Here is a 25292-nt window from a genome sequence, read left to right on the forward strand (position 1 = left end):
TTTCTATTCAATCGTCTTCAGTAATAATTTTTTCAGTAATGGTTTAATCTTCAGTCGTAAATCTTCAGCGTGATTTGCAACTAAGAAGTGATGGTTATAAATGTTTTTCATCAATTGATAAGTTGCTTCTTTCGCTTCGCCTTCTTCGATGAAGATACCGATTACTTCCATACCACTTTTACGCGCGAGTTTAACAGCTTCATGCGTATCTAAAATTCCGTCTTGTTGATAGTCTAGCGCAGAAGGCTCACCGTCTGTGAAGACTAGTAAGAATTTATGTTTCTCAGGTCTTTTGGCAAGCTTTTCAGAAACGATACGAATAATATATCCGTCGCGGTTATCTTCTTCTTCACGAAGTTGCATAATTTCTGGACCAACGTTTGGTAACGTTGAGTTTTTATAATTTACAACTTCATGGATAACGTTCGGCTTATCTTCAGGTTTAGCGCTAGAGGCATCTTCCCAAAATCCGCTAATAGCGTGCGGGATTTTTAAAGATTTTAAAGCTTCATGGAATAGTACAACACTCTTCTTCGTTTCTTCCATTTTGTTATACATAGAACCAGAACAGTCAACTAATAGTTGGAATGCAACGTCGAGCTCTTGTGATTCTTGCCCTTTTTTATAAAACATGCGAGGCTGCTTTTCAGTATAAATACGAAGGAATTTCTTACGAAGTCTTCCGTAATATTTATCACTATTTGCATTCGTTTTATTTTCAATCGTTTTTTCGATAATTTTCTTTAATTCTTTTACATCTTTATTAACGACTGATTTGAAAGCTTGGTAATCCTTTTTCTCATCAGGATTTGGTTTACGTGCTTCTTTAAATGTATGAGAAGCGCCAGTGTTATATTTACCATATGCACCATCATTTTGACTAGAAGCGTGTGAAGCCCTTGCTTCTTCTGTATCAGCGCCATCAAAGTTGGATTGTGTACTTTTTTGAGAAGTACCTTGTACAGAACCAAGTGCTTGGTCGCCATCTTCTGATTCACGAGCAGTATCGCCCATCATGTTTGTTTTTGTTCCGCTTTCTAATTCAAAGCGTAAAAAGTTCTCGTTTTCGTTATTTTTATTTTCACGATGCCATGTGGAGAAACTTTCATCCATTTTGTTTTTATTTTCATCGTCATCTATAAGCTGCGTATCATCATTTGCTAAATCTTCGACGCGACAGTTCTTTTCGTCTGCAAGAACAGATAAATAAAGCGGTGCATGTCCGAAATAGTTGTTAAGCATATCACTTTCAAGAAGCTCCTCTAAGCGGTAGCGAATTTTCTCAACGATATACATAATATCTTCCGTATTACGAGCTTGGAATGTTTCATGCAAAATAGCTTCAATTTGTTCGAAATATTCATTATTAAACATTTCATATTTATCGCTCGTTAATGAAAGATAGCATAGGCAAAATAGACGATCACCGTGATAGTTACGAACGCGATTGATTTCATTTTGTGAGCTAAAGTAATTGCGATACATTTCTTTTCTTCTTTTAAAAACATGCTTCGTGCCAGGACGTAAGTTCTTTACAATTTCCTCAACGCGTAAATCTTCTAATAGAACAAATAATTGTGTTAAAAACTTTTTTAGGGGCGATTCTTGCAATTCAATCGCATAAGAACGAATTAAAGTCATGTCCGAGTAATGTTTATTACCAAGTGCTTTTAAGAACACTTCGCTTTTTAATCCGATTACTGTATCTTCTTCTTTTCGATCATCCCAAAAGTGACTAATGACAACTTTCTTTTCAATTTCGTCGTAGTATGCTTTATAGCCATATTCAAGATAGGCATCGTCTTCTTTTAGAAGGGCATACATTAAGTTTTCCATTTGTAGAAACAGCGACGCATCAATTTTTTTGTCACTAAAAATTTGTCTCATAAATTATCCCTCAAAGAAATAACTTTCTGCTAATTCACGGACAGTCATTTGTTCTGTTTCATCATTAAGTTTTGCAATTATGCTTCGTTCAATCGCTCGCATAACAGGAATATATACACCTAAATCACATGCGTCGATAATACCACGAATACTTGCTGCTTCTTCACTTACACGTCCATCGCGAGCTAAAGGCATAAGGTCGCTTGCAAATGCAACAAACTTTTCAATTGTTGCAACATCATTTAATTTTGATTCTGCTAATAATAGTTCTTTTAATGTATCACCTTGAATGTAAGGAACTTCAATAATAACGAAACGGTTTTTTAACGCTTCATTTAGTTCACTTGTTCCAACGTAACCTTCGTTAATCGCAGCAATTACACGGTATTCTTCATCACCGTATACAACCTCTTGTGTAAATGGGTTTGTAATCATTTTACGGTAATCTAATGCGCCGTGAAGAAGTGGTAACGTTTCAGGTTTTGCCATATTGATTTCGTCAATATATAGGAAGTGACCGTTCTTCATTGCTTTCATAAGAGGACCGTTAACGAATGAAACTTCAGATGCACCATCTTTCGTTTGTAGTGTGTTGTATCCTAAAATACCCTCTACATCTAAGTCGACAGAGCAGTTAATGCTATGCATTGGTTTTTGGAATAAAGAAGAAAGAGTTTCCGCTAGTACTGTTTTACCACTACCAGTCGGTCCTTTTAATAGAATATTCTTGCCAAGAAGAAGTGCTGTAATCGCATCTTCAATAATGCTATTATCAGACGCTTTATATATTTTCGTTCCGATTAAATGTGCATTTTCACCAGCTTCTTGCTTATTCTTTTCATGAATCGTAGAAAGCTGTTGTTTTAAATCAGCATGTATATGAAATTGTTCTAACATGTATTTCCCACCTAACATTATTTTCATAAAGTAATACATCTTATGATAACTTGTTTTAATATGGTATGCAAAGAAAAGGAAGGAGGATAAAGGGAAAAGAAAAAGCAATCAAGATGAAGTTGATTGCCTACAGTAAAGGAGAAATGAGCCTCATGAAAGACTCCAATATGCGTTTTTTTATACTTCTTTTTTGGAAAGAGTTCCATTTAATTTCAGTTGAATGTTTAAAATCTTCTTCAAAATCACGTTTAATGTCGTGAACTGTTTTTGATTCATAAAGCACGCTAATAATTTCGTAATTCAATTCAAAGCTACGTACATCCATGTTCGCTGTTCCAATAGTTGCAATTGTATCATCAACGAGTACAATTTTTGCATGCATAAAACCATCTTTATAACTGTAAATAGAAGCACCAGCTTTTAAAAGCGGAGTGAAATAGGATTGAGATGCTTGATCACTAATGATGCTATCACTTTTACCTGGATATAAAATCCGTACATCTATTCCGGCAATTGCACTTAAGCGTAATAATGTTAAAGTTTCTTGATCTGGAATAAAGTAGGGTGTAGCGATCCAAATGGATTTTTTTGCAGAGCCCATAACAGCTAATAATGTATTACGAATACTTTTATCATCGGAGCTTGGTCCGCTTGCTACGATTTGAACAGCACCTTCTGCATTTGAAATCTCTTTACCTGGGAAGTATTGTCTATTCATGAATTGATCCCAGGAATAAGTATTTAAACCACTAGAGGCATAGAGCCAGTCTTCTAGAAAGATTGCTTGTAATTTATATAATGCTTTTCCTTCTATTTTTAAATGACTATCACGCCAAACAGGAAATTTCTTGGAACGGCCAAGATATTCATCACCGACATTGAGTCCTCCGGTAAAACCAATTTCGCCATCTACAATAACAATTTTTCGATGGTTACGATAATTGACAGTTTCAAGTAACCAAGCTGAAAAAATAGGGTCAAATTCTACAATTTCAATCCCAGCTTCTTTCATAGGTTGTAAAAATCGTCTTCTTAACGTATTACTTCCAAGGCCATCATAAAGGAAGCGTACAATAACACCATCTTTTGCTTTTTGTATTAAAGCATCTCGAACTTTTGTACCAATTTCATCAGATTTATAAATGTAGTATTGAATATGTATATGATGTTTTGCTTGCTCTATAGCTCGCAAAATTTCTGAAAATGTTTGATCTCCGTTTGTTAAAAGTTTTGTAGTTGTTCTATCTGCGGCAGGACCGCCTCCAAATTTTTGTATGACTTCTGTTAAATGTATGGAACGTTCATTTAGTGGGACTGTGAGTAATAACTCTAGTCTTCTTCCTTCTAATATTTCACGGAATAATTTTCTTTGTTCTTCTGAACGATGGAGATGTTTTTTTCTTCTCCAGCGGCTGCGTCCGAAAATAGCGTATAAAAGCACACCTATAATAGGAAGAAGTGCTAATACTAAAAACCATGCTAATGTACTTTGTGGAGATCTATTTTCTATAAAAATAACGAATGAAATTCCTACGATTGTGATGGACCATAGAGCACCGACAAATGTATATAACGAGATATACGATGTATTTAATAGGAACAGAACGATAGATACAATTGTAAATATTAATAGTAATTGAACGATAGGCTTCTTCATTTCTATATAATTCCCCTAATCTTTTTTCAATATAGACTTCTTAAATAGAAGATGTAATATGACATCTTTATTATAAGGTGTTTTGCTTTTTTTACAAAATATAGACATTTCACCTATACTTTCCGCATTTGTCCTACATACAGTGTACTATCCCATTTTTTATCCCACTCTTAACGCATATGAAAATGAAAAAATCGAAAAGGAGCGGAGAAACATGAATTATATAGAAAATAATGGATTGTATTATCGAAATCATCATGGAGGACACAATCATGGTGGGCACAATCATAACGGTGGACATCATCACCATGGAGGACACAATCACTATGAACACCATCATCATCACGGAGGCGGATGGGGCTGGGGTGGTGGTAGTTCATGGGGAGGCGGATTTTTCCCTGGAAGCTTTGCAGGAGGAGTGTTAGGCGGACTGACAGCTGGTGCATTAACAGGTGCAACAAGTGGAGGGTATTATCCCGCTCCATATCCAGTAGCTTATCCATCACCATACCCTGTAACGTATCCAATGCCATACCCAGGTTATCAGCAAATACCATATTCGTATTAAACTAAAAAAGAGGCTATCCTCTTTTTTAGTTTAATACGGTATTTATTTATAAAATACTTCCAAAATTAAGGTGAAAATATGTTAATATTTTGTTATTGTAATTCAAAAACATATACATTGATGTAGAGTTTTATATTATTATTCGTGAATAGTTATGTAGTATGTTCTAATTTCTATTTCGTTATTAAAAACAAAGAGATCAGATGTGAGTGGTATTAGTTGGAAACAAGGCTTGCATAGAGCCACTTAAAGGGATTGCAGTATAATAAGGTACGAAATAATTAGGGAGATGAGAAGCTACTATTTATAATTAGAACGGTATAATATTGCTTTTTATTACAAATAATATTATGTTATTTTAATCGGTCTATTCAAAAAGATAATTTATGTAATGGGCTAGTATTAGAAAATGAAATATCTCTATTTCTATGAAGAGAAACAGGTTGTGTTTTAGTCAGATAGAAGCAAGGAGAGATGCGCATGCTAGAACAGAGAGGTCATGCATTATATGACTCTTCATTGCGAGATTTAAAGTTAGCATTAGATGAGTCTTCAATTGTTGCAATTACAGATCGAAAAGGTCTTATTACATATGTAAATGATAAATTTTGTGAAATCTCTAAATACAAAAGAGAAGAATTAATTGGAAAAGATCACCGTATTTTAAATTCAGGACATCATCCAAAAACCTTTTTTCAAGATTTATGGAAACGTATTTTGAATGGGAAAGTATGGACAGGTGAGATTCGGAATCGAGCAAAAGATGGTACATATTATTGGGTCAAAACAACAATTGTTCCATTTTTAAATGAAAAAGGAGAGCCATACCAATTTATCGCAATTCGAAATGATATTAGTAGTAGAAAAGAAGCGGAACATAGATTGCGGCTAAGTGAAAGTCGTTATAGGGAACTTGCCTATCATGATGCTTTAACGAGTTTGCCTAACCGTTTACAATTAATAACGACCGTTAACGAATTGATTGCAGATAAAAAAGAATTTGGTATGATTTACTTTGATTTGGACCGTTTTAAATTAGTAAATGATACATTAGGTCATATGATAGGGGATTTACTTTTAAGTGAAGTTGCTTCAAGGTTGCATTATGTACTAGGAGAGAAAGATGTTCTGGCTAGGCTAGGTGGCGACGAATTTGTGCTGTTAACAAAAAATCATAGACAAGATGATATGAGTCAGTTAGCGACATCTGTATTGTCATGTTTTCAGGCACCATTTATGCTGGAAGGCCATGAAGTATACATTTCAGCTAGTCTAGGACTTTGTTCTTATCCACAAGACGGACAAGATGTGGAAACGTTATTGAAAAACTCTGACTTAGCTATGTATAGTGCAAAAGAACAGGGGAGAAACGCTGCGTGTTTCTTTACAGATGAGCTACGCGCGAAAATAAATCGTAGAATGAAAGTTGAGTTTGCTTTGCAAAAGGCAATTCGTGATGAAGAGTTAGATGTAGCATTGCAGCCTATTATTGATTTGAAAACGAAGAGATATTCTGGTATAGAAGCTCTAGTACGTTGTATGACAGAAGACGGACCTATTTCACCAAGCGAATTTATCCCTGTAGCTGAAGAGTCTGGACTTATTATAAAACTAGGAGACTGGGTATTAGAAAAATCATGTCGCTTGTTTAAAACATTGCCGAATTATCAAGAAGGACTAAAGTTATCTGTGAATTTATCTATACAACAATTAATGCAGAAACGTTTTATTTTATCAGTACGTAGCATTTTAAAGAGAACTGGTTTTCCTCCGAACCGTTTAATATTAGAAATAACGGAAAGTATTGCAGTCCGCCATTTTGATTATATTATTGCTACATTACAAGAATTAAGAAATATGGGTGTTTTAATTGCTTTGGATGATTTCGGAACTGGCTATTCTTCCTTATATTATTTAAAACAACTACCACTGGATATTGTAAAAATTGATCGTAATTTTATTCGTGAATTTCATTATGATCACGCACAACCAGAACGAACGATTGTAAAATCCGTTATTGAAATTGCTCATAGTTTAAATTTAGCAGTAGTTGCTGAAGGAGTAGAAACAGTAGAGCAAGAGAGTTTGTTACAATCAATGAGCTGTGATTATGTACAGGGATTTTATTATGCGAAACCTTTATCTGTAGGAGAGCTAAAAGAAAAGTTAATTACAGATTTTTAATAAAAAAGAGAAGCCAGCAGCTTCTCTTTATTTAATCCGTTTTTTGTGAGTCTTTCATTAGTACTGGATAAAGAATAAGACCTAATACGAACAATCCAATTCCTAAGAAGAACGTTTTTAAATCAGCAGTTCCCGTTTTGATAACCCAAATGGAGTATACCAACGCCAATGTAGTAATGATTCCATCTTTTACTCGAGATCCTGGCAGTATATCATACGTTTCTCCTGTAATAACTAATTTTAATTGGTACAAGGTAGAAACAAGGTATGGAATTAAATAGGCTAATGTTGCTACGACGATAGCGAAACTATACGCTTCTGAAACAGTACCAGAAATCGTTGAAAATAAGAAAATTTGCGTCATTACATTTGTAATCAATAATGATTTTGCAGGACTACCTTTTTTATTTGTTTTCCCGAAAAACTTAGGGAAAAGTCCATTTTTTGCTGCCTGGTAAGGTACCTCTGAACTAACAACAATCCAGCCAACTGTAGATCCAAATAAAGATATAAGAGCGAGTAAAGCCATTATATATGCACCTTTATTTCCAATTGCTAAATTTAATGCGTCTACTAATGGTTTTTGAGACTCTTTTAAAGCATCTTGCGGAAGAGCTCCCATTGTAAGTAAAGTAATTGACATGTAAATAAGAAGAGCGATAATTAATCCGAAAATCGTAGCTTTTTTTACATCGCGCTGTGATTTTGCACGATTAGAAAGCATAACTGCTGATTCAATACCGATAAATGCCCAGAGTGTTGCAATAGCAGCTGAATTGATTTGTCCACCTAATGAGATTGATTGTCCAGCTTCATTCATAAAGGTTTGACCGTCTCCGAAATTAGAGGCGTTGAAAATGAATAATGTAATTACAATAAACATTGTAAATCCAATAATTTTTGCAATGGTAGCAAGTAGATTCATGTTTCCAGCGCGATCAATATTTTGAGAAAGAATATATTGAATTCCCCACAGCATAAGGCTACATACGAGGAAAGTTAATCCTTTTCCGAGTTCCAGTGAAAATCCATTTATTGAAAAAAGAATTTGCTTACTTTGTAAAACTGGAAAGAATGTTGATAAATATCCAGCAAAGGAAATAATAACAGATGCTGTTGCAGCCCAGTTAGCAGCCCAATATCCCCATGCCATACTATATCCTGCAACTTTACCAGCTTTTTTTGAAGGAAACATCGCTTGAGCATAGCTTTGTGGTCCAGCTTTTAATTCTGGTTTCCGAATCGCTAAATTTCCAAATACAAGTGCAATCATAAATACGCCAAGGCCTGTAATACTCCATGCGAGTGTAGAACCCATTGGCCCTGATACTTGTGCTAAATTTGCCGGAAGCATAAATACGCCACCGCCAACCATATTCCCGATAACAAATGCTGTTAAAACCCATAATCCCCATTTTTTCGTTTCCATTTTTGTTAACTCCTTTGTAGTAAGTTTTGCTTAAACATCATTTTTTACTAGCTTTTTGACAATAAAAAAAGAGCCATGTAGATAAAAAAATACCTACATGGCTCTTTCGCCAAAGCGTAGGTACAACGGGAATAACCCTTGTACCTACGCGTAATTTTTCCGCTAGGTTTCAAGGGTTACGTATGATGATGATGTTTTTGTGCAAATGTAACTACAGTTGTTGTATAAGTAAGCATAGTTCTTTGCTCCCTTTCTCCTCTGATTTTGAAGTTAGTATACTACATGTTTTTTTGAATGAAAAGAAAAATATAAAAATTTTTATAAAAATACGTTTTAAAGATTAAATATTTACCTATATTTTTCTTGTACTGGAAAATAAGTGAGAGATTGGCAGAAGAGTGAAGCATGTTATAATACATATAGAATTAGAAGGTGACAAGGGGCTATTGTAGATGATGAGTAAGTATGAACAAATTTATACAGAAATCAGTAAATCTATTGATAATAAACAATTAAAAGAGGGATGCAAAATCCCATCAGAAACAGAATTAATGAAGCAGTATGAGGCAAGCCGAGGCACGGTAAGAAAAGCTGTAGATTTACTGCAAGAGCGTGGATATGTGCAAAAAATTCATGGAAAAGGTGTTTTTGTTTTAAAGCGAAAAAATATTGAATTTAATTTTGGCGGTATTGTAAGTTTCCAAGAAGAAAATGAACGTTTAGGACGTCATTGTATTACGGAAGTTGTGGAAATGGACAAAGAAAAAGCCACAAAAGACATTGCGAAATTATTAAATGTAAAAGAAAAAACAGAGATTGACCATATTAAACGTGTACGAAATATTGATGGAGAAAAAGTAATTTTAGATATAAATCATTTTGTATCTGAGTTTATTCCAGGATTAACGAAAGAAATTGCAACTGCATCGATTTATAAATACATCGAGAAAGAGCTTGGGCTACATATTAGTTATTCGCAGAGGGTAATAGAAGTACAGCCATGTACAGAGGATGACAGAAAGTATTTAGATTTAAATGGAACAGACTATGTTGTCGTTGTGAAAAACTTTACACATTTGTATGATGGAAGTCAGTTTGAATATACAGAATCACGCCACCGTTTAGATATTTTTCACTTTTCGGATGTGGCACGCAGGAAGTAAAGAGGTGGAACAAAATATTGTTTCATCTCTTTTTTTTATAAAAAAAACACAAACTCGTATATACGAGTGTTGACTAACTTATATATACGAGTTAATATGTAATTGTAAACGGTATCAAAAAAAGAAAAGAGGGACGGGAATATGGGGAAAGACTATCGTAAAACAGCAGAGGAAGTGTTGCAGTATATTGGTGGGAAAGACAATATTGAACAAGCTGCACATTGTGTGACGAGGCTCCGTATCGCTTTAAAAGATGAAAGTAAAATAGATAATGATAAATTACAGTCTGTTTCATTAGTGAAAGGAGCGTTTCATAACGCTGGTATATTTCAAGTTGTAATTGGTCCAGGGGATGTAGATCGTGTTTACGCTGAATTGATAACGCTTGCAGGTATGAAAGAATCGACTGTAGCGGACGTAAAAGACTCTGGAAATCAGAAGTTAAATCCAGCTCAAAAGTTTGTAAAAATATTTTCGGATGTATTTATGCCGATATTACCAGCGATCGTAACAGCTGGTTTACTAATGGGTATTAACAATCTATTAGGCGCAAAGGACTTATTTTTTGATGGGAAAAATTTATTAGATGTTTATCCGAACTTAGGCGGGCTTTGGGATTTAATTAATATGATGGCCAATACAGCATTCGTATTCTTACCAGCACTTGTCGGTTGGTCAGCAACGAAGCGTTTTGGTGGTAGTCCAATACTAGGGATTGTTATGGGATTAATGCTTGTGCACCCGGCCTTATTAAACGCTTGGGACTATGGAAAAGCAGCGACTGGTTTAGAGGGTCAAAAGATTGAGTACTTCAATATTTTAGGACTATTCCAAATTGAGAAGGTAGGATATCAAGGACAAATTTTACCTGTTTTAGTAGCAGCATTTGTATTAAGTAAAGTGGAAATTTTCTTAAAGAAACATGTACCAAATGCAATTCAATTATTAGTTGTACCAATTACAACAATCGTTGTGACAGGTGTGTTAGCACTAGGAATTATCGGTCCGGTTACACGTCATATTGGAGATTTATTAACAGTAGGATTAGTAGGTGTATATGAAACAGTACCAGTAGTTGGAGCAGTATTATTTGGAGCGTTATATGCACCGCTTGTAATTACAGGTATGCATCATATGTTTATTGCAATTGATTTACAATTGATTGCACAACATGGCGGGACATTTATTTGGCCGATGATCGCTCTTTCTAACATTGCGCAAGGTAGTGCGGCACTTGCGATGTTCTGGATTTCTAAAAATCAAAATGATAAAAGTATGGCATCAACATCAGCCATTTCAGCATACTTCGGTATTACAGAACCAGCGATGTTTGGGGTGAATTTACGAAATAAGTTCCCGTTCTATGCAGCGATTATAGGATCTGCTGTGGCAGCGATATTCATTACATTAAATGGTGTATTAGCGCCTGCTATCGGAATTGGCGGATTGCCAGCATTTATTTCTATCATTCCGAAATCGATTCCAATGTTTATTGTAGGAATGATTATTGCAGTTGTAATCCCGTTTACTTTAACATGGTTATTTGCAAAAAGAGTCAAACAGAAGTAGGAGGAAGTTAAACATGAAGGATTGGCATAAAAGTGTAGTCTATCAAATTTATCCGAAGAGCTTTAATAGTTATTACAATAGAGAAACCGGGGATATAAAAGGTGTTACAGAGAAACTAGATTATTTAAAAGAACTCGGAGTGGATTATATATGGTTAACACCGATATACCAATCACCACAAAATGATAATGGATATGATGTAAGTGATTACTACAGCATTGATCCATCTTACGGAACGATGGAAGAGTTTGAAGAACTTTTAGCAGAAGCGAAAGTACGTAACATTGAGATTATGCTTGATATTGTTGTAAATCATAGTTCGACTGAACATAAGTGGTTTAAAGAAGCGAAGGAAGATAAAAATAGTCCATATCGTAATTACTATATTTGGCGTGATGAAAAAAATAATTGGCAGTCTAAGTTTGGTGGATCTGCTTGGAAATATGATGAGAAGACGGAGCAATATTATTTACATTTATTTGATGAAACACAAGCTGATTTAAATTGGGAAAATGAAAAACTTCGTGAAGAAGTATATGATATGATGCGTTTTTGGCTGGATAAAGGAGTAACAGGATTCCGATTAGATGTCATTAACTTAATTTCAAAAGACCAATGTTTCTTAAACGATGAAGGTAGTACTGCGACAAGTGATGGACGCAAGTATTATACAGATGGTCCGCGTGTTCATGAATATTTACAAGAGATGAACCGAAATGTTTTTGCAGGAAAAGATGTAATTACAGTTGGAGAAATGTCATCTACGACAATTGATCATTGTATTAAATATTCAAACCCTGAGCGTAATGAATTAAGTATGACGTTTAGTTTCCATCATTTAAAAGTAGATTATCCGAATGGTGATAAGTGGACGAAGGCTGATTTTGATTTTATTAAATTAAAAGAGATTATGTCTAGCTGGCAAATTGAAATGCAAAAGGGCGGAGGATGGAATGCGTTATTTTGGTGTAATCATGACCAGCCTCGCATCGTGTCACGCTTTGGTGATGATGGAAAGTACCGAAACGAATCTGCAAAAATGTTAGCGACAGCCATGCACATGCTGCAAGGAACGCCTTATATTTATCAAGGGGAAGAAATCGGTATGACGAATCCTAAATTTGAGTCCATCGAGCAATATCGTGATGTGGAATCGTTAAATATATACGATATAAAGCTAAAAGAAGGGCTATCAAAAGAAGAGATTATCGGGATTTTAAAGCAAAAATCTCGTGACAACTCTCGCACTCCGATGCAGTGGAATGAAGAGATGAACAGTGGTTTTACAACAAGTACACCTTGGATTTCAGCGGCTGAAAACTTTAAAGAAATAAACGTAGAGAAGGCATTAGAAGATAAAGAGTCCGTATTTTATCATTATAAAAAGTTAATAGAACTTAGGAAAACGTATGATGTAATTACAGAAGGAGAATATGCTATTTTGGATAAAAATGATCCTAAGATTTGGGCATATACTCGTACTACAGAAAGTGAAGTGCTGCTTGTTATAAATAACTTCTATGGAGAAGAAATAACGTACTCTGTACCAGCGCACGTTCAATTAGATGGAATGAAACAAGAAATACTACTGTCGAATTATAAAGATGCTAGCAAGGATATTACAAAACTTAGCTTAAGACCATATGAATCAATTGTGTATCGATATACGAAATAAAAAGGTTGTATGCCCATGCGGCATACAACCTTTTATTTTAGGACACCACTGTACAAAATGTTTACCTCTACCTCAGGTTTGAATTTTACTTTTGCATAATCTTTATTCCAATTTTTCTTCTTCCATAAGTCAGGGTGGTAGGCGATAAGGTGTCTGCCGATACCGAAAGCATCACAGTTTGCTTTTTGTAACTTTTTCGTTATCTTTTTAGCTTCTTTCGTAAGTTGTTTAGACAATTCTTTATTTAGTTTTTTTCTTTCATCCATTTTGTAAAGATTATCTCTCGGAGCTTCAAGCGCTATAACTTTTAGTTGGAGCTTAATGTGAGCATAAACATTTCCTTTTTTATCTGTTGTTATTTTTAAGTCTCGTTTTAACTTTCGGTTGCTAATTTCCATTGTTAAATAATCAGATGTTTTCTCTGATTCATCGCTAGTAAGCTTCTGGGTTATACGGGCACTTGTTCCCATTTTTCCGGTTAATAATACGAATAAAACAGATTGTTTCAAAGGTAAATGCCCAGTTAATTTATCATTGTTAAATAAAGCTAGACCGTTTGTAATTACTTCTTTTCCTTTTATTTTTATAGAAGGGAGGGTAAAGTCTTTACCGGGATCTAACATTTTTGTAGCAGCTGTCTCTAAAGTTTCTTTTGGAAATACACTCATATCTTCTAAGCTTTTCACTTTTTTCTTTAGAAAATCTCCAATTAGTAAATTTCCTACTTTCTTTTTTTCTAGTATCTCGGATGTTTCACCATCTACTGCAATAAGTTTTACTAAAGCAGTTGGGTTTGTTGGGTCCCGAAAGCTGACATCTAAAAAAGGTAATATACCTTTTTTTAGGATTTTGGTTCCTAGTAATTGAACACCATATTTAAAATAACGAATATTCCCAGTAACATTTTTTTTTAGGGCATCGCTTGTATCCCTTATGTTATGCCCCGTTGCTGAATGTATTTCATTTTCGAATGAAGATTGCTCTCCGCTTGAACTTTTTACGAGCTCGATTGTTTGCTGGAGTTGATTCTCTTCCGTAATATCAGATCCAATACTATAAGCTAACCTTGCCTCCCTTAATGGTTCTTGATCCCAGCATCCAGAAAGGAGGGAACTAGTACATAATACAAAAAGTAATTTAACTCTTTTTTTGAACATACTGTTCTCCTTTCTTATTTCGTATCACAGAATAAAGTAGAAATAAAAGAGGAAGGACAACTATGAAAATATAGGTGAACTTATCAGTGAAAGTTGAGATTACTTTTAATTCTTCAGGTGTATCTATAAATAAGGCTACACTAAAAGCAATAATACCAATGATTGGAACAGCTTTTTTATGATTAGCAAGATTGAATATATGTCCTATTCCGATTGAAGCAGCGCAATAATAACTAGCGATAGAAGCTGCAACAGTTATCATCCAAATTGGTATAAATAGTAAATCAGTTCGGTCTATAATTCCGATATGTAAGGAGCGTAATAAGTAAGCAACTGGTTCTGGAATAAGCTCAATTTGTTTTGGACTAAATACGATAAAGCAAATCCAAACAGTAAAAGTATAAAAAAGTGTTACAAATCCATTAGCGATAGAAATGGCCTTCAGTTTTGCGACAGAACTGCCATTTACTTTTGGAAAAGCGATAAGAATGATTTCAAAACCATACATGGCTGTAATTGTTTCCTTGGATGCTTGAATTATATTCCACCAGCCGGCTTCTGTAATGGGAAAAATATAAGAGAAATCAGCTCGGGAAAGCCCTAGGGCAATTAAAAGGGCCATTGGAATAATGAGGATAGAGGCCATGACATAAAATCGTACGATGACTTTAAATGTATTATAGGCTATATAGCAGCAAGCTATCGTAAATAGCATGAGAATGGCAGACCAAGGAGTAGCTTGTAATATCCATACTTTAATGACATTACAAGCATTCAACATAACCGTCATACCAATAAGCGTAAAATAAAAAACATAAGCAAAACCTAATAGTTTTCCAAACTTATTACCAAATAGCATACAAACGCTTTCATACATATCTGCATCAGGAAATCGCTTTAAGAAAAGCCACATAAGTAAAATAATAAGTTGAATTGCAAGCCCAGCGACGAGAGCGGAAATCCATCCACCTCCTTTTGCTATTGGGTGAAGACGGTTAGGTAGAGAAAGGATACCAACTCCGATTTGGCATTGAATAACGAAAAAGGTAAATTGAACGAGCGAAATTTTACTTTGCGTGTTTGTCACCGTCCTCATCCTCTCTCGTTACATGTTGTCGTTGCATTTTTTTCGGTTTTGGATCATGTGGTCGTTCCCAAAACGACCAAATTGGAAGTCTTACGAAAGAATCTTTCATATCTTTTATCCGCATCGGGGCAACAGGAGAAAGATATGGCGTATGAAATGAATGTAATTGACATAAATGAACGAAAGTTATAATTAGACCGAATGATATTCCGACGTATCCGAATATAGCAGCAAGAATCATTAATGGAAAACGAAGAATTCGAACTGCTGAACTCATATCGTTTGATGGAACGAGAAAAGATGAGATGGCAGTTAAAGCTACAACAATAATCATCGTATAAGAAACAAGTCCAGCTTTTACAATTGCATCACCAATTACTAAACCACCTACAATACCGATTGTTTGTCCAACTCGGCTTGGTAAGCGAATACCAGCTTCCCGTAATAATTCAAAGATTAATTCCATTAAGAGAGCTTCAAAAATAGGAGGAAGTGGTACTTTCTCTAATGAAGCTTTAATTGTATACACAAGTTCGAGCGGCAATACATCAGGATGAAAGGCTACGGTTGCGATATATATAGCTGGTAAGAGAAAAGCAATCAAGAAACTCACTAAGCGAATCATTCGGACGAAAGAACCGACAATCCAGCGGTTATTATAATCGTCTGGTGATTGATAGAAAGCAAATAACGTAACAGGAACGATAAGCGCTGTGGGATCTCCATCAGATAAAATAGCAACTCGTCCTTCCATTAAATTTGCAGCGGTCCTATCTGGACGCTCTGTATTTAATTGCTGCGGAAATGGTGAGAAAGACGTATCCTCTATAAATTCTTGTATATATCCTGGAGGCATAAGTGCATCTGTCTTAATCGTTTCTAACCTTCTTTTTACTTCTGTAACTAAATCGTCATTCGCTATGTTTTGCATATAAGCAATTGCCACTTTCGTATGCATTTCTTCACCAAGTGTGAAATATTTAACGACGATATTTGGACTTTTTATGAGCTTACGAATCGAAGCTAAATTAGTTGCTAGATCCTCTACAAAACCAGTATGTGGACCGCGCACAATCCCTTCATTATCAGGCTCTGCTATATCTCGCTTTAAAGATAAAGCTGTTTCGAAAATAAAAAAACTGTCGACGTGTTCATGAAAATATAAGGATTTACCTTGTAATAAAAGCTGCACACCATAATTTAAATTCGTTTCTTTTTTCATATTTAATGTGGCAAAAGCTTTATCTAAAGCCAAATCCGACCGAGTTAATAAAGGCTCAAGAGCTAATTGGTGAATCAAATTTGGGTCTGCTAAAGATTCGATATATAAGATTGTTCCTTTTCCGTTTTGAAATGGGACATCTAATTTTTTTATATCATCTGAGTGACATAGCTTATTTTCAATGTAATTAATATTTTCCGGAAGTGATGGAAACATATGCTTTTTGTTATTATCTTGTTGTGAGTGCTTCTGTTCGGTCATACTTTCCATCTCCTTTACATTGAAATTACTTCTGTTAATTTTTGTTTTTTGTGAGAAATTTATGCTTGGATTATTTTTGACAAAGTAGCTTGAAAGTTACGTTACGTCATCTTTTATACTATAGAAAATAGGGTATAGGGGATGATATAAATGACTTTGAGGGATATGTGGGGATGGAAAGAAATTTTATATTTATTTATGTTTGTATTTGTTATTGTTCCAGTAACTATTGAATCTCTTTTTTATAAATATATTTTAGAAATAATAGGTAACTCACTATATGCTGGAGTATTAATGGGCTTTATAATGGCAGTGATATTTACTACTGTAGTTTATCTTTTTTGTATCAAAAGATATAAACTCTCGTGGAAAGATATTGGAATTCGGAAGCTTTCATGGAAAGATCTTTTATGGACAGTTGGAGCGGTTATTTTCTTAATTGTAGCTAGTATTGCTGTATTAGTGATAATGGAGAAAATGGGTATTTCCTTTGAAAATAGTAAGACGGAGACGGTCCAAAATGATAAATCAATCTATTCATTCTGTATCGTGGTAATTGGAGCAGCAATTATATCACCAATCTATGAAGAGATTTTATATCGAGGTGTTTTTTATACATTTTTTCGTGATAGATATGGCATGTGGGGCGGTATGTTTATTAGTTCCATAATATTTACCGTTGTCCATATCCCTACATATAACACATTACTGGTGAATTTTTTGAGTGGGGTAGTATTTGCATGGTTATATGAGAAAACAAATTCTATTTTATCAGCTATGATTGCCCACGCATTATTCAACTTCATAGCAGTACTTCTAACATTTGTGTCGAATTAAGAAGATATATAGGAGGGATATATATGGAAATAGCTGTAGAACGTGTTTTTACGAAAGAGATTTTAAAAAGAGCAGCGAATTTGTTTCATGTAACAGTAGAAGAAAAGCCACTTGGAGATTTTGAGAATTATATTTTTAAGGCGAAGGGTGATAATGATGAAGATTATGTATTACGTTTAACACATTCTTCTCATCGTTCTAAACAAGAGGTAGAGGCTGAACTAGATTTTTTACGATATGTTGCGGAGAATGGGGCAAAGGTAGCAGGACCTCTTTATTCAACGTCTCGAAATCTCGTAGAAGAAATCGTAGCAGAGGATGGGACTTTCTTTTTCGCTTCTTTATTTATATATGCAAAAGGTGAGCAAGTAAAAGGAGCAGAATCGCCTTATTGGGGAGATGCTTATTTTGAAGCGTGGGGAAAAGCGATTGGGCAACTGCATCGCCTTACAATGGATTATCCTAAAACAGACTACCGTGATACGTGGGAAGAAGACGAAAGTGGAATTGTTAATGAATTAGAAGATGGTCAAGTGAAAGAGATTGCAGCGGTATTAATGGATGAAATTAAGGCTCTTCCAGTTGAAAGAGAAACGTTCGGTCTTATGCACGGTGATATTCATCAAGGCAATTTTCATTATGATGGTAAAGAGCTAACAATCTTTGATTTTGATGATGCTGCTTATAATTACTTTATACATGATTTAGCGATGGTTTTATACTACTCTGTTCTATTTACACCGTGGACAGCAGAAGAGAAGACAGATTTTGCTCGTAAACAGTTACAAGTGTTACGAAAAGGATATGAGTATGAGCACAGGCTGGCGGATAGTTGGTATGAATCGTTACCACTATTTTTACGTTTACGTGATATAGGTTTATATGGAACGCTTCAAAAGAAGTTTAAAGGGAAAGATATGCCTGATAACTTCTTGAAATTATCAGAAGAGCTATACGAAAGAATTATTAAAAGAGAAGCAATTGTGAATATATAATACATTTAGTTCAAAACAAAGTATATAAAACAAATATATACTTTGTTTTTTTATACAAAAATATGTTTACTTTATTAAAATAATATTGTCCTAGATTCGGTATACACTTATAATTTTATATATATTCTGAATATTCTTTATAAAAAGGAGGGGGAATGTTGGAAGCTTTCGTAAATTGGTTAAATAATATTGTTTGGAGTCCAGCACTTGTTTATTTATGTTTAGGAGTAGGTTTATATTTTTCTATTCGAACGAAGTTTTTACAAGTAAGACATGTAGGAGAAATGGTGAAGCTGACATTTCAAGGGGAAAAATCAGAAGCTGGTGTTTCTTCATTCCAAGCGTTAGCACTTTCGTTATCAGGACGTGTTGGAACAGGGAATATCGCTGGGGTAGCAACAGCGGTTGCATTCGGTGGACCAGGAGCTGTATTTTGGATGTGGGCAGTAGCCTTTTTAGGAGCAGGATCAGCTTATGTAGAATCAACACTCGCGCAAATATATAAGACGAAACATCAAGGGCAGTTTCGTGGTGGACCTGCTTATTACATTGAAAAAGGTTTAGGTGTGAAATGGTATGCTTTAGTATTCGTTGCAGCGACAATTCTTGCAACGGGGCTTTTACTACCAGGTGTACAAGCAAATAGTATTGCTGTAAGTTTAGAAACTGCTTTTGGTATTAATACTACCGTATCAGGGGCTATATTAGTTGTCGTATTAGCTCTTATCATTTTCGGTGGAGTAAAGCGAATTGTTAACGTAGCGCAAGTTGTCGTACCGTTTATGGCAATAGGCTATATTTTAGTAGCTTGCGTCATTGTTGCTATGAATATTGAAAAATTGCCAGAAGCATTTATGTTAATTATAAGAAGTGCATTTGCATTAGAAGCTGCTTTCGGTGGTATTATCGGTTTAGCAATCTCTTGGGGGGTAAAACGTGGTATTTATTCCAATGAAGCAGGACAAGGGACTGGACCACACGCAGCAGCTGCAGCCGAAGTATCACATCCAGCTAAGCAAGGTTTAGTACAAGCATTTTCCGTTTACATTGATACATTATTTGTTTGTTCAGCAACAGCATTTATGATGATTATTACAGGCATGTATAACGTATTTGATGCAAGCGGAAAAAACTTTATCGTTAATAAACTAAACGGCGCTCAGCCAGGACCAGGATATACACAGGCGGCGGTAGAATCTGTTTTCCCTGGATTTGGAAATGGTTTCGTTGCAATCTCGTTATTATTCTTCGCGTTTACAACAATTATGGCGTATTACTACATTGCAGAAACGAATATCGCGTACTTAAATCGTGATAAAGATCGCCCTTGGATGTCCATGGTACTAAAGTTTGTATTTTTAGGAGCTGTATTCTACGGCTGTATAAAAACAGCAGCAACGGCTTGGGCTTTAGGCGACATTGGGGTAGGAATTATGGCATGGGTAAATATCATTGCGATTTTATTGTTACAAAAACCTGCATTAGTCGCATTAAAGGATTATGAAAAACAGAAAAAAGAAGGAAAAGATCCAGTATTCGATCCAGGGCCATTAGGAATTAAAAATGCTGATTTTTGGGAGCATGAATACGGGAAAGATAAGAAAGAAGAAGTATCTTAATCGAATAAAAATGAAGAAGCAAAGGGGAAACCCTTTGCTTTTTTTATGGACAAATTGAAGCTAAAAGTTATTTTTGGGACTATTTTTGAATATAAAAAGAATGTACATGCATTGTTAGGGGAAGGGGGAGTATGTTGATAGAATTTCGTAATGTAAATAAATATTATGGTAACTTTCAAGTTTTGAAAAATATTAATGTGCAAGTGAAAAAAGGCGAAGTGGTAGTAGTTGTCGGGCCTTCAGGATCAGGAAAAAGTACATTGCTTCGATGTATAAATCAATTAGAGGCAATTACAGATGGAGAATTAATTGTACAAAATACAGAGGTACACAATAAAAAAACGGACATGAATGAATTGCGGCGAAATATTGGGATGGTCTTTCAACATTTTTATTTATATCCACATAAAACGGTTCTTCAAAATATTACATTAGCACCGATTAAAGTAAATAAAGTTTCCAAAGAAGAAGCAGAGAAAACAGCAATGTTTTATTTAGAGAAAGTAGGAATCCCTGAGAAGGCTAACGTATATCCACATCAATTATCCGGAGGACAACAGCAACGGGTGGCAATTGCTAGAGGACTTGCAATGCAGCCGGAAATTATGCTATTCGATGAGCCTACGTCTGCTCTTGATCCAGAGATGATTGGAGAGGTACTTGATGTTATGAAAGCACTGGCTAAAGAAGGGATGACAATGGTCGTTGTCACGCATGAAATGGGATTTGCTAGAGAGGTAGCAGATAGGATCTTATTTATGGATGATGGCCAAATTATTGAAGATACAACACCGGCGAACTTTTTTGCAAACCCTGAACAAGAAAGAGCCCGTTTATTTTTAAGTCGGGTGCTAAATCATTAGAGGAGGAATTTCATGCTTAAAATGAAAAAGTTATTTACTTTAATCGTATTTTCATGTTTATTCGTGCTTGTTGTTGCTGGATGCGGAAGTAAGAAAGATGAGGCAAAGGAAACAAATACGAAGCAAGGCGGGGCTGTTGAGCAAATTAAGAAACGAGGGAAATTAGTAGTTGGGGTGAAGAATGATACGAATTTATTTGGATTAAAAAATCCTTCAACAGGGCAGGTAGAAGGATTCGATGTTGATGTCGCCAAGGCACTGGCGAAAAAGATTCTTGGAGATGAAAAGAAGCTAGAGCTGAAAGAAGTAACGTCTAAAACACGCATTCCAATGCTGAAAAATGGTGATATTGATGCAATTATTGCAACAATGACAATTACGGAAGAACGCAAAAAAGAAGTGGATTTTTCAGATGTATATTTTAAAGCAGGACAATCGTTACTTGTGAAAAAAGGAAGCAATATTAAGAGCGTCGATGATATAAAACAAGGCGTTAAAGTATTAGCTGTAAAAGGATCAACATCTACAAATAACATTCGTCAAAAGTCACCAGAAGCGACTGTATTAGAGTTTGAAAATTATAGTGAGGCATTTACAGCGTTAAAGGCAGGTAAAGGTGATGTGTTAACGACAGATAATGCGATCCTTTACGGAATGGCAAAACAAGATTCTAATTATGAAGTAGTAGGAAAAATTTTCACAGATGAACCGTATGGAATTGCAGTGCAAAAAGGGGCAGATGATTTAACGAAAGAGATTAATACTTTAATTAAAGACATGAAAGCAAGCGGGGAGTATGACAAATTATATGAGAAGTGGATTGGACAAAAACCAGAAAAGTAGATAGTAAAAGTGAGAGGATGAGAGTACTCATCCTCTTCTTGTAAAGAAAGAGGGGAGAATATGTGCCTGATTTTTCTATATTAACGAATAACATTGATATGTATTTAGAAGGGTTTAAATATACAGTTATGTCTAGTGTAATTGCATTGATAGGTAGTTTTATTTTAGGAGTAATTTTGGCAGTAATGCGTATTGCACCTATTCGCATTTTAAATTGGATAGGATCAGCTTTTGTGGAGTTTGTAAGAAATATTCCACTTGTATTAATTGCATTTATATTCTATTTTGCTTTACCTGTAATAGGAATTACTTTAAATGGTTTTGTAGCAGGAACAGTTACGCTTACGGTATATACGGCAGCTTTTATTGCAGAAGTAATTCGCGCTGGTATTTTATCAGTTGCGAAAGGGCAGATGGAAGCTGCTCGCTCTTCAGGGCTAACGTATGTGCAGGCGATGTATTATGTTGTCTTACCCCAAGCAGTGAAAATTGTAATTCCCCCTTTAGGAAACCAGTTTCTCAATTTAGTTAAAAACTCTTCAATACTTGGAATTATTGCTGGTGCTGATTTAATGTATCAAGGAGATTTAATTTCAACGAAGACGTTTGTTACGTTTGATGTTTATATATTTGTCGGGATGTTTTATTTAATATTAACAATTCCGCTCAGTATGCTAGTGCGTTATTTAGAAAAACGCTTAGCAAAGGAGGCGGTGTAAATGGATTTCAAGGGAGCAATTACAGGAGATCATATTCTATTTTTATTAAAAGGATTACTTATAACATTAGAGGTAGCGCTCATAGCAATTGTACTTAGTTTTATTATTGGAAGTGTAATCGGTATATTGCGCTACACGAAAATACCTGTCGTCTCACAAGTATTAGGAGTTATAGTTGAAGTGATTCGAAACTTACCACTACTGTTAATTATATTTTTCACGTATTTTGCACTTCCAGAAGCAGGCTTGAAATTAGAAATTATAACAGCTGCAATTGTTGCTTTAACAATATTTGAGGCAGCAATGATATCTGAAATTGTTAGAAGTGGTCTATTGTCTATTGAAAAAGGGCAGGTTGAAGCTGCAAGATCTTCGGGATTAACGTATGTTCAAGCGCTTTGGCATATTATTTTGCCACAAGCATTAAGGAGAATGGTTCCGCCGCTTGTCAGTCAATTTATTTCATTGCTGAAGGATACGTCGCTAGCGGTTGTTATATCACTCCCTGAGCTTATGCATAATGCTCAAATTATTAGCGGGCAAAATGTGAATTACATGATTCCGACGTTTATAGTAGTAGCTTGTATGTACTTTATCGTAAATTATAGTTTATCAATTTTATCGAGAAGATTAGAACTCCGTTGACTCTTACAATATATGTAAGGGTTTTTTCCTTGTTTATCCTTATTTTCCTCTAAATAGAATCTAAATCTTGCAATAATTCGATTTTTATATTGTTTTATCAGAAAAGTTTTAATTTTATATAGAAAATGTAATCGCTTTCGTGTATATTTTTATTATCAGAAAATTTTAACAGGATATAGGGGTATGGTAGGGGGAGGATTTAGATGCAGCAACCAACGAATGAGAAATTACATCGTACGATGAAGAGTAGACATTTATTTATGATCGCACTTGGTGGTGTAATCGGAACTGGTTTCTTCTTAGGTTCAGGTTACACCATTAATCAGGCTGGACCAGGGGGAGCCATCCTTTCATATTTAGTAGGCGGATTTATTATGTATTTAACAATGCTTTGTCTTGGAGAGTTAACGGTAGCGATGCCGGTTTCAGGATCTTTCCAAAAGTATGCGACGAAGTTTATTGGACCAGGAACGGGCTTTATGATTGGCTGGTTATACTGGCTCGGCTGGGCAGTAACAGTGGGTCTAGAATTAACGTCAATCGGTTTAATGATGAAAAGATGGTTTCCAAATGTTGATGTTTGGGTATGGTGCCTTGTATTCGGTGTTATTTTATATGCTTCAAACGCAATTTCGGCGAAAAGTTATGCCGAATTAGAATTTTGGTTCTCTAGTATTAAAGTAATTACAATTCTTGCATTTGTTGTGCTTGGTGGTAGTGCATTATTAGGATTTATATCATATGACGGAAAAGAAGCAGCACCTCTTTTCTCTAACTTTGTAAGCGATGGTGGACTTTTCCCGAATGGACTAGCTGCCGTATTACTTACAATGATTACAGTTAACTTCTCGTTCCAAGGAACAGAGTTAATCGGAATTGCAGCGGGAGAAAGTGAAAATCCAGAAAAAACAATTCCACGTGCAATCCGTAATACAGTATGGCGCATTATGTTATTCTTCATTTTAACAATGACGATTTTAGTAGGATTAATTTCTTGGAAAGAAGCAGGCGTAATTGAAAGTCCATTCGTAGTCGTATTTGATAAAATTGGTATTCCATACGCAGCTGATATTATGAACTTCGTTATTATTACTGCGTTATTATCTGTAGCGAACTCTGGATTATATGCAGCGACGCGTATACTATGGTCACTTGCAAATGAGGGAATGGCACCAACTTCCTTCCAGAAAGTAAATAAGCGTGGTATTCCAATTACAGCGCTAGTCGTAACGATTGCGGTAGCTGGATTATCTCTATTCACAAGTTTCCTTGCAGAAGATACAGTATACATGTATTTATTATCGATAGCTGGTTTATCGGCTGTTTCAAGTTGGATCATTATTGCTCTATCGCAACTTCGCTTTAGAAGTCAGTATATAAAAGGCGGAGGAAAGTTAGAGGACTTAAAGTATAGAACACCACTATACCCAATTGTCCCAATTTTAGCCTTAATTACAAATAGCATCGTTGTTATTAGTTTAGCGTTTATTCCTGAACAAAGAATGGCGTTATACTGTGGTATTCCATTTATCATTTTCTGCTATATATATTATTATATTAGTAAGAAACGGCAGAAACCGATGAAAGTGGAGATGGAAAAAACAAATGAAACTAACAATCAAACACGATGATATAGAAGCAGATTTATCGTATGGTCAATTAGTGATTGGAAAAGAAAACGGGTATTCACCGTTACAATTACTCATTTCTTCTATCGCAGGATGTAGTGCAATTGTCTTTCGAACAATTTTAGAAAAGAAACGTATTACATATGATACGTTTACAATCGAAACTGAAATTGGTAGAAGTGAAGCTTTATCGAAGCCAGTTGAAAGTGTTCATTTGCACTATAAAATTAAAGCAGAAAACATTACAGAAGAGCAGCTGGACAAGGCGCTGCAACTTGCAGTGAAAAATTGTACGATTGTTCAATCTGTAAAAGATAGTATAAAGGTTACGGAAACAATTGAACTAATAAAATGAAACATAAAAACGTGAGAATACGGCTCTCACGT

General features: G+C 35.1%; 21 protein-coding genes. 14 read left to right on the forward strand and 7 right to left on the reverse strand.

Annotated features, from left to right (window positions below; genetic code table 11):
* Window positions 1-3 precede the first annotated feature (3 nt).
* The 3 genes from C3Y97_RS03240 to C3Y97_RS03250 form a co-directional block, all read right to left on the reverse strand.
* Entirely contained in the window at window positions 4-1887 is a 1884-nt protein-coding gene (locus tag C3Y97_RS03240; protein ID WP_001248874.1) for a vWA domain-containing protein, read from the reverse strand.
* A gap of 3 nt (window positions 1888-1890) precedes the next feature.
* Window positions 1891-2784: an ATP-binding protein gene (locus C3Y97_RS03245; RefSeq protein ID WP_000892974.1), complete on the reverse strand. Its 894-nt coding sequence runs from the start codon at window positions 2782-2784 to the stop codon at window positions 1891-1893.
* Window positions 2785-2911: 127 nt separating this feature from the next.
* Window positions 2912-4441, reverse strand: coding sequence for a cardiolipin synthase (locus C3Y97_RS03250; RefSeq protein ID WP_000743034.1), 1530 nt, complete (start codon window positions 4439-4441; stop codon window positions 2912-2914).
* Window positions 4442-4655: 214 nt separating this feature from the next.
* Here C3Y97_RS03250 and C3Y97_RS03255 point away from each other — a divergent pair, with 214 nt between their 5' ends.
* Both C3Y97_RS03255 and C3Y97_RS03260 read left to right on the forward strand, forming a co-directional pair.
* Window positions 4656-5009 carry a cobalt transporter gene (locus tag C3Y97_RS03255; RefSeq protein WP_136363020.1) on the forward strand — a complete coding sequence of 118 codons (354 nt, stop codon included), beginning with the start codon at window positions 4656-4658 and terminating at the stop codon, window positions 5007-5009.
* 480 nt (window positions 5010-5489) lie between these two features.
* Complete coding sequence (locus C3Y97_RS03260; protein ID WP_000893345.1) at window positions 5490-7193, forward strand: putative bifunctional diguanylate cyclase/phosphodiesterase; 1704 nt, start codon at window positions 5490-5492, stop codon at window positions 7191-7193.
* Between the two features lie 31 nt (window positions 7194-7224).
* Here the strand turns inward: C3Y97_RS03260 and C3Y97_RS03265 are convergent, their stop codons facing one another.
* Window positions 7225-8622, reverse strand: a complete 1398-nt coding sequence (locus C3Y97_RS03265) for an amino acid permease (protein ID WP_000448441.1) — start codon at window positions 8620-8622, stop codon at window positions 7225-7227.
* Window positions 8623-9074: 452 nt separating this feature from the next.
* Between C3Y97_RS03265 and treR the strand changes: the two genes are divergently transcribed.
* The 3 genes from treR to treC all read left to right on the forward strand — a co-directional run bounded on the left by treR (window position 9075) and on the right by treC (window position 13029).
* A complete protein-coding gene (gene treR, locus C3Y97_RS03270; protein WP_000987240.1) occupies window positions 9075-9785 on the forward strand; it encodes a trehalose operon repressor in 711 nt (236 codons plus the stop codon).
* A gap of 141 nt (window positions 9786-9926) precedes the next feature.
* Window positions 9927-11354: a PTS system trehalose-specific EIIBC component gene (gene treP / locus C3Y97_RS03275; protein ID WP_000513942.1), complete on the forward strand. Its 1428-nt coding sequence runs from the start codon at window positions 9927-9929 to the stop codon at window positions 11352-11354.
* A 13-nt stretch (window positions 11355-11367) separates the two neighbouring features.
* Window positions 11368-13029, forward strand: coding sequence for an alpha,alpha-phosphotrehalase (treC, locus tag C3Y97_RS03280; protein WP_136363022.1), 1662 nt, complete (start codon window positions 11368-11370; stop codon window positions 13027-13029).
* Window positions 13030-13061: 32 nt separating this feature from the next.
* Here the strand turns inward: treC and gerKC are convergent, their stop codons facing one another.
* From gerKC to gerKA, 3 genes are read right to left on the reverse strand one after another with little or no spacing between them, the layout of a single operon-like run.
* Window positions 13062-14186, reverse strand: coding sequence for a spore germination protein GerKC (gerKC, locus tag C3Y97_RS03285; protein WP_000474042.1), 1125 nt, complete (start codon window positions 14184-14186; stop codon window positions 13062-13064).
* Entirely contained in the window at window positions 14167-15273 is a 1107-nt protein-coding gene (locus C3Y97_RS03290; protein ID WP_000185798.1) for a GerAB/ArcD/ProY family transporter, read from the reverse strand. Before C3Y97_RS03290 ends, gerKC begins: the two co-directional genes overlap by 20 nt.
* Window positions 15254-16756, reverse strand: a complete 1503-nt coding sequence (gerKA, locus tag C3Y97_RS03295) for a spore germination protein GerKA (protein WP_000139277.1) — start codon at window positions 16754-16756, stop codon at window positions 15254-15256. The genes C3Y97_RS03290 and gerKA overlap by 20 nt, the downstream gene beginning before the upstream one ends.
* A 150-nt stretch (window positions 16757-16906) precedes the next feature.
* On the opposite strand from gerKA, the gene C3Y97_RS03300 reads away from it, so the two are divergent.
* The 9 genes from C3Y97_RS03300 to C3Y97_RS03345 all read left to right on the forward strand — a co-directional run bounded on the left by C3Y97_RS03300 (window position 16907) and on the right by C3Y97_RS03345 (window position 25260).
* The gene (locus tag C3Y97_RS03300) at window positions 16907-17593 is read left to right on the forward strand and encodes a CPBP family intramembrane glutamic endopeptidase (RefSeq protein ID WP_136363024.1); all 687 of its coding nucleotides are present in this window, start codon (window positions 16907-16909) and stop codon (window positions 17591-17593) included.
* A 23-nt stretch (window positions 17594-17616) separates the two neighbouring features.
* Window positions 17617-18588 carry a phosphotransferase enzyme family protein gene (locus tag C3Y97_RS03305; RefSeq protein ID WP_000401644.1) on the forward strand — a complete coding sequence of 324 codons (972 nt, stop codon included), beginning with the start codon at window positions 17617-17619 and terminating at the stop codon, window positions 18586-18588.
* Between the two features lie 158 nt (window positions 18589-18746).
* Window positions 18747-20207 (forward strand): alanine/glycine:cation symporter family protein, encoded by a 1461-nt coding sequence (locus C3Y97_RS03310; protein ID WP_000387160.1) that lies wholly within the window; start codon window positions 18747-18749, stop codon window positions 20205-20207.
* 131 nt (window positions 20208-20338) lie between these two features.
* Window positions 20339-21070, forward strand: a complete 732-nt coding sequence (locus tag C3Y97_RS03320) for an amino acid ABC transporter ATP-binding protein (RefSeq protein WP_006917993.1) — start codon at window positions 20339-20341, stop codon at window positions 21068-21070.
* 12 nt (window positions 21071-21082) lie between these two features.
* Window positions 21083-21913, forward strand: coding sequence for a glutamine ABC transporter substrate-binding protein GlnH (gene glnH, locus C3Y97_RS03325; protein ID WP_000916491.1), 831 nt, complete (start codon window positions 21083-21085; stop codon window positions 21911-21913).
* Window positions 21914-21975: 62 nt separating this feature from the next.
* Window positions 21976-22632, forward strand: a complete 657-nt coding sequence (locus C3Y97_RS03330) for an amino acid ABC transporter permease (RefSeq protein ID WP_001112667.1) — start codon at window positions 21976-21978, stop codon at window positions 22630-22632.
* Complete coding sequence (locus tag C3Y97_RS03335) at window positions 22633-23277, forward strand: amino acid ABC transporter permease (protein WP_000345960.1); 645 nt, start codon at window positions 22633-22635, stop codon at window positions 23275-23277. It begins immediately after the preceding gene.
* Window positions 23278-23480: 203 nt separating this feature from the next.
* On the forward strand, window positions 23481-24908 hold the full coding sequence (locus C3Y97_RS03340; RefSeq protein WP_001187097.1) for an amino acid permease: 1428 nt from the start codon (window positions 23481-23483) through the stop codon (window positions 24906-24908).
* Entirely contained in the window at window positions 24883-25260 is a 378-nt protein-coding gene (locus C3Y97_RS03345) for an OsmC family protein (RefSeq protein WP_000778843.1), read from the forward strand. The genes C3Y97_RS03340 and C3Y97_RS03345 overlap by 26 nt, the downstream gene beginning before the upstream one ends.
* Window positions 25261-25292: the final 32 nt, after the last annotated feature.

The sequence above is a fragment of the Bacillus sp. DU-106 genome, from assembly GCF_004799705.1.
GTDB classification, from domain to species: Bacteria; Bacillota; Bacilli; order Bacillales; family Bacillaceae_G; genus Bacillus_A; species Bacillus_A cereus.